The sequence below is a fragment of the Candidatus Planktophila sp. genome (assembly GCF_046070465.1).
GTDB lineage: Bacteria > Actinomycetota > Actinomycetes > Nanopelagicales > Nanopelagicaceae > Planktophila.
Genome location: NZ_JBJTMK010000105.1, coordinates 1 through 5,861 on the forward strand (window position 1 = coordinate 1; position 5,861 = coordinate 5,861).

A 5,861-nucleotide genomic window follows, 5' to 3' on the forward strand; every position below is an offset into this window, starting at 1 on the left:
ACTATACCCCTTACCATTATCGGGTACTCAACGCGTAGGCGTTGGGCAAACACATTGGAGAATGAATTGAACGCACTACTTATTATCGGCCGTATCTTCTTTGGCGCACTCTGGATTGGCGCTGGCTTTGCACACTTTAAGAACCTCGAAGCAATGACAGGTTATGCAAAGTACAAGAAGCTTCCTGCTGCAAAGCTCGGAGTCATCGGTTCTGGCCTTACCTTCCTTATCGGTGGAATTCTCGTTGTTCTTGGAACATGGGTTGATCTCGGATCGCTCTTAATCGCAGTCACAGTAATTCTTGCAGCCCTCATCTTCCATCAGTACTGGAAGGAAACAGATGCAAATACAAAGATGCAGGAGACAATGGCATTCAATAAGGACCTCGCACTTGGTGGCGCAGCTCTTATTCTCTTTGCTCTCGTTGCAGGTGGTCTCGTAACAGACTTCGGTCCAAGCGTTGGAACACTCGCACTCTTCGGCTAATTTCTATACTTCACAAGAAAGCCTCCTGAGAAATCAGGGGGCTTTCTTCTTTCTCTGAGAGTATTGCGGTATGGAAATTATGGGCGCCCTCATTGCCGGCGGATTTATCGGTGCAGTCTTGGGTTTCGTAGGAGCCGGTGGCGCCATGCTCTCCGTTCCCATTTTGATGTATCTCTTCGACTTTACGCCTCACCACGCCACTACCGCAGCCCTGGCGGTGGTTTTCATCGCAGCGCTCTCCGGAGCAATTCCCAAGATACGCAAACGAGAAATTCTCTATCGCGATGCGTTAGTGATTTGGGCAATTGGGTTAACGGCAAACTTAGGGTTCTCTTCCATCTCTGACTCTTTCTCGGATACCTTTATTAAGAGTGGCTTTGCCCTGGTTCTTCTCTTCGCTGGAACTTCGATGCTTCGCTCGCCGTTTACCGACACCCATACACGTATGCCCATCCCGAAGTTAATTTTTATCTCTCTCTTGATCGGCTCTATGACTGGAATTTTTGGAATTGGCGGTGGCTTCTTAGCAATCCCAGTATTAGTTCTCTTCTTCGGCACTCCTCACAATATTGCAGCTGGCACTTCGCTTTTAATCATCTCGCTCAACTCGGTCACGGCTCTTCTTGGTCACCTTCAAGTCTGGCATGAGATTGCCTGGCATATCCCCGCAACAATGGCGGTCAGCGCAGTAGTTGTAGCGAGCATCGCCTCACATGTAGGAAGCGCTTCAAACCCCGCAAAGTTGCGTAAAGCTTTTGCTTTCTTGCTCTTCGCGATCGCTGGATTTACTTTGTTACAGGTTCTGCTTCAGTCTTGATAGCTCTCGATAAGAAAGCAGCCACATAAAGAGCGCCTATCGGATAGAGCATCGCCCACGAAAGTGAGGTAACTTCTGCAATTAATCCGGTAAGCGTAGGACCGATAAAAATTCCGGCGATACCGATCAGGCCAACCCTGGCAATTGCAACTGGTGCCGCAATATGTGGCAAACGAGATGCGGCGAGAATAAATGATGGGTACATCGGCCCAATAGCAAGGCCGGCACAGATGAAACCTAGGTTCATAATGATCAGTGCCGGAATCTTCGCATGTGATGAGAGTGGGATAGCAATTGCTAAACAGATCAACCAAGCAGTTGCACCGCTATAGCCGCCGACTCGAACGGTTCTGCGAGCTCCGAATCTCTCAATGATTCGATCCCCGGAGAAACGCACTGCAATCATTGCCAATGCAAACGAAGCAAATCCACTGGCATAGAGACCAGGACCGATTCCCATATTTTCATGGAGCAAAATCGCTGACCAATCACTCGCTGACATCTCTGCAATCATGCTAGTCAAAAGTCCGGCCGCAAGCGCCCAGAGGATTGCAACATCTTTGCCGAACCAAGCGACATAGCCTTTAGTCTCAACCGATCCATCTCCGCGGTGGCCGTCTAGGTTTGCAGGTAACATCGAAAGATTTGTAGGGATGAAGAGAGCCAACGCAACGAGGCCAATAATTATGAAATTAGTACGAGGTGAAATATGAGCAGCCATTACTCCACCAAAAATCGTAGTTACAAACGATCCCAAACTCCATGCTCCGTGAAATGACGTCATGCATTTCTTGTTGATAATTTTTTCAACCGCTACTGCTTGGGTGTTATCACAAATATCGGTGACGACTACACCGAATCCCATGAGAATGAGTCCGACCAACAAAATCCAGGCTGTCGTTGCCATTCCCATAATGATGAGTCCAACCGGGAAAATCAAAGAGGCCACGGTTATCACCGATTTAGTGCCTAACTTATGTATGAGACGTCCACCAAATTGTCCAGCGAGAATGGATCCCAAGGTTGAACCAAGGAAGATAAATCCGAACTGCCCATTATTAATTCCAAGAATTTCTTTGATTTCCGGAATTCGAGGTACCCATGCCATGTTGACTACCCCCATAAGAAAGAAGGAAATCCATACAGCTTTATGAGCTCGCTGGCCGCGCTGAAGATCTGTGGTCACGAGAGAAACCTATCCCCTAACCTTCTCTCTTATGGAGCATATCCTTGAGAAGTCGGCGGTAAAGAGGGTCGCAGCAGCAATGCAGGAACTTTCAATTACTGGACCCATCACCGTCCTGGGCGAGTCAGCTCGCACCGCACAAGATGCAGCCTCTGCGTTAGGAATTGAAGTCGGGCAGATTGCTTCATCACTGATCTTTCAAACTCCCGAAGAGGAAACTTTGTTGATTATCACAAGTGGTCGCCACCGCGTCGATACCGAACTCGTTGCTCGCAACCTTGGCTACAGCGAACTTGGTCGTGTCGATGCGGCATTTGTGAAAAATTTTTCTGGATTTTCAATCGGTGGAGTAAGTCCCATCGGCTGGAGCAATAAACCAGACATTATCTTGATTGATCAAGCGCTCAATGAATACGACGTGGTGTGGGCAGCAGCTGGCCACCCACATGGTGTATTTCCAACATCATTTGCCGAATTGAAAAAGGCTACGGACGCTTCACCAGCGAAAATTTCTCATGAATAAAACTATCTGCTACATATTTACAATTGAGAAAGGCTCCATGCCTTTCGCCTTCTCTCAAATGGCGTGGGGTCGACGAACTGCTCGACGGATTCCTGGAGTCACTTTCGCTAAGTTAATGGGAACCGGAACAGGAAGAACATTTACTCCAAGCGATGCCGATTTACAGAAATGGGCCATCCTCTTCGTTGCCGAAGATTTAGAAATAGTTGAGCAATCGACATTTATTAAAAGATGGAGACGGCGCTCTCTCGAGGTGGATAAGTACATACTTAAACCGATTTCATCTCATGGAAAATGGTCGAAGCGCGAGCCATTTGAGTTGTCTGGAGCCAAACATGGCGGCGGGCCGGTTGTTGCCATTACACGGGCGCGATTGAAATGGTCTCAATCTCTACGCTTTTGGCGCTCGATACCGCCAGTCGTGAATGATCTCCATCAATCCCCTGGCCTGCTTTTCTCCTTTGGAATTGGTGAAGCTCCTATTGGATTGCAAGGCACCTTCTCACTCTGGGAATCAGCGCAATCTTTACGTGAATTCGCCTACAAGAATGCACCGCATCGTGCTGCGATAGCAGATACCGAGAAATTCAATTGGTATAGCGAAGAGCTTTTTGCCCGCTTCGACCTCGTCAATACGGCAGACTTTAACCATGTCCATTAGGCACTACACCCCTCGTCGACGCCGCCTCGGTATTTCTCAGCGCGCCCGCATCACCTTGGGTGGGGCACTTGCCTTAACCATTGCGCTTCAGATTTTCTATCCACTCACCCATGGCACCGTTCTCCAATACATCACAGTCGCAACTGTCTATGTCGGAGCACTCTCGATGGTTCTACATGCATATCTCTCTTACGGGGTGAAGTACGCATGGCGCTATCTCATCATTACTGCGCTCTTTGGTTTTTTCATTGAATTCCTTGGCGTCCACACAGGTTGGCCCTTTGGAATCTACAGCTATGACTCATCGCTCGGCTTTGCAATTGGTGGCGTTCCCATTGTCGTTCCATTTGCATGGGTGATGATGGTTCATCCAGCTCTCGTCGCCGCACGTCGAGTCACTTCAAAATGGACCTTTATCTACGGTGGCGCACTTCTAGCCGGATGGGATCTATTTCTCGATCCACAGATGGTTGCTGCCGGTCGCTGGACTTGGAAGATTGATGGTGCTCACATTCCCTTTGTTCCCGATGTGCCGCTCTCAAACTTCTTCGGCTGGCTGCTAGCAGGTTGTGCAATTGTCGCTCTGCTCAATCTCATTCTTCCATTTGAACGTCGGAAAGAGAGCGCAAGTCTTCGCGCCGTCACAATTCTTTTGACCTGGGTGCTCTTCTCAGGATTTATCGGAAACCTATTCTTCTTTGACCGACCAGGTCTTGCCCTCTTAGGCACCTTCGTATTTGGGGCATTTGCAACGCCATTTATCTATAAGAATTGGCTCGGCGAAGCTTAAATCAAATGGTCTTTGCAATTTTTCTTCTTAACTCTCTCTTGCTTCTCCTTGCACTCATTAACTTTGCAACTATTCGTAAGCCACATTCAGCTTCGACCATTGATTCTTCCATTCTCGTCTTACTTCCGGTTCGTAATGAAGAGGCAAATATCTCCAGAATTCTTGCTGAGCTGGCAAATCAAATAGGAACCCCAAAGCTTCAAGTATTAGTAATTAATGACAACTCAGAAGATCGAACTTTTGAAGTTGCCTCTTCCTTCTCATCAGAACGAATATCTGTAATCAATGCACCTGATCCTTCATCTGGATGGCTTGGAAAGGTAAGTGCGCTCCAATTCGGATGGCAATCTGCCATCGATGCAGATGTCGTTATTTCAATCGATGCTGATGTTCACTTTGAGCGCGACGCGATTGCACGAGCGGTAAGAACTCTTTATAAGAGTGAACTTGATTTTATCTCTCCATATCCGCGACAGGTTGCGGACACATGGGGAGAACGTTTAATCCAGCCACTTCTGCAGTGGTCCTGGATGAGCACCGTTTTATTACGTGGCGCGGAGAAGTTTCCGATGAAATCAACTGTTATTTGTAACGGGCAATTCTTAGTGGTGAGAGGTCTATCCCTCAAGCAGATCGGTGGATTCGAATCAGTAGCCCATAAAGTTCTTGACGATATTGAACTTGGTCGCTCCTTTATTGCTGCCGGTTTTCGTGGTGTTGTGATAGACGGTTCTGCAATCTCATCTACCAGAATGTATTCATCGCTAGCTGAGATCAGAGCGGGCTATGGAAAATCCTTAAGCACTGCATTTGGTTCAATTCCGGGTGCCATATTTGCGGCCGCATTTATGGCGATAACTGGAATCCTTCCAATTCTCTATGCGCTCACTGGAAATCTCCTTGCCGTTGCTGCGACAGCTGCAATCATGGGGACGCGATTAATTAGCGCGGTGTCATCATCTACTCGCTTACGTGATTCATTTCTCCATCCGCTCTCAGCTGCTCTCTTTATCTATCTGCTTTACTACTCATGGCGTAATAAGGGCAGAATTCAATGGAAGGGGCGCACCGTATGACGGGAAATGTCGGCAAAGTGAAAGACCCCAAGAAGATAGTCGTGATTGGCGCTGGAATCGGTGGAATGTGCGCAGCTGCGCGTCTGGCTCGAGCCGGTCATCGTGTTGAAATCTTTGAAGCCTCTGATCGCCCTGGAGGAAAGTGTCGCACTGAATGGATCGGTCGTTACGCCTTTGATACAGGTCCATCTCTACTCACAATTCCCGCTGTCTACCGTGATTTCTTCCAGCGCACTGGAAAACATATGGGCCAGGTTCTCGAGCTAGAAGCAGTCGATCCATCTTTTGATTACCGCTTCCATGATGGCGCATCAGTTCAATT

General features: G+C 48.1%; 8 protein-coding genes. 7 read left to right on the forward strand and 1 reads right to left on the reverse strand.

The annotated features are described in order from the left end of the window. The first annotated feature begins 66 nt into the window (after window positions 1–66). Both ACKOVI_RS04785 and ACKOVI_RS04790 read left to right on the forward strand, forming a co-directional pair. Window positions 67–486: a DoxX family protein gene (locus tag ACKOVI_RS04785; RefSeq protein ID WP_509602918.1), complete on the forward strand. Its 420-nt coding sequence runs from the start codon at window positions 67–69 to the stop codon at window positions 484–486. Window positions 487–556: 70 nt separating this feature from the next. Then, window positions 557–1,303 carry a sulfite exporter TauE/SafE family protein gene (locus ACKOVI_RS04790; RefSeq protein ID WP_509602919.1) on the forward strand — a complete coding sequence of 249 codons (747 nt, stop codon included), beginning with the start codon at window positions 557–559 and terminating at the stop codon, window positions 1,301–1,303. On the opposite strand, the gene ACKOVI_RS04795 is transcribed toward ACKOVI_RS04790, so the two are convergent. Then, window positions 1,272–2,489 (reverse strand): MFS transporter, encoded by a 1,218-nt coding sequence (locus tag ACKOVI_RS04795; protein WP_509602921.1) that lies wholly within the window; start codon window positions 2,487–2,489, stop codon window positions 1,272–1,274. The two genes, ACKOVI_RS04790 and ACKOVI_RS04795, sit on opposite strands and share 32 nt — an antisense overlap. A 31-nt stretch (window positions 2,490–2,520) precedes the next feature. Here ACKOVI_RS04795 and ACKOVI_RS04800 point away from each other — a divergent pair, with 31 nt between their 5' ends. From ACKOVI_RS04800 to ACKOVI_RS04820, 5 genes are all read left to right on the forward strand, one after another. Further along, window positions 2,521–3,012, forward strand: a complete 492-nt coding sequence (locus ACKOVI_RS04800; RefSeq protein ID WP_509602923.1) for a YbaK/EbsC family protein — start codon at window positions 2,521–2,523, stop codon at window positions 3,010–3,012. Window positions 3,013–3,049: 37 nt separating this feature from the next. Continuing rightward, entirely contained in the window at window positions 3,050–3,673 is a 624-nt protein-coding gene (locus ACKOVI_RS04805) for a spheroidene monooxygenase (RefSeq protein ID WP_509602924.1), read from the forward strand. Further along, window positions 3,663–4,463, forward strand: a complete 801-nt coding sequence (locus ACKOVI_RS04810) for a carotenoid biosynthesis protein (protein WP_509602925.1) — start codon at window positions 3,663–3,665, stop codon at window positions 4,461–4,463. Before ACKOVI_RS04805 ends, ACKOVI_RS04810 begins: the two co-directional genes overlap by 11 nt. 5 nt (window positions 4,464–4,468) lie before the next feature. Then, entirely contained in the window at window positions 4,469–5,539 is a 1,071-nt protein-coding gene (locus ACKOVI_RS04815) for a glycosyltransferase family 2 protein (protein WP_509602926.1), read from the forward strand. Further along, window positions 5,536–5,861, forward strand: a 326-nt coding sequence (locus ACKOVI_RS04820; protein WP_509602927.1) for a phytoene desaturase family protein, incomplete at its 3' end; no start/stop codon positions are given. The genes ACKOVI_RS04815 and ACKOVI_RS04820, both read left to right, overlap by 4 nt.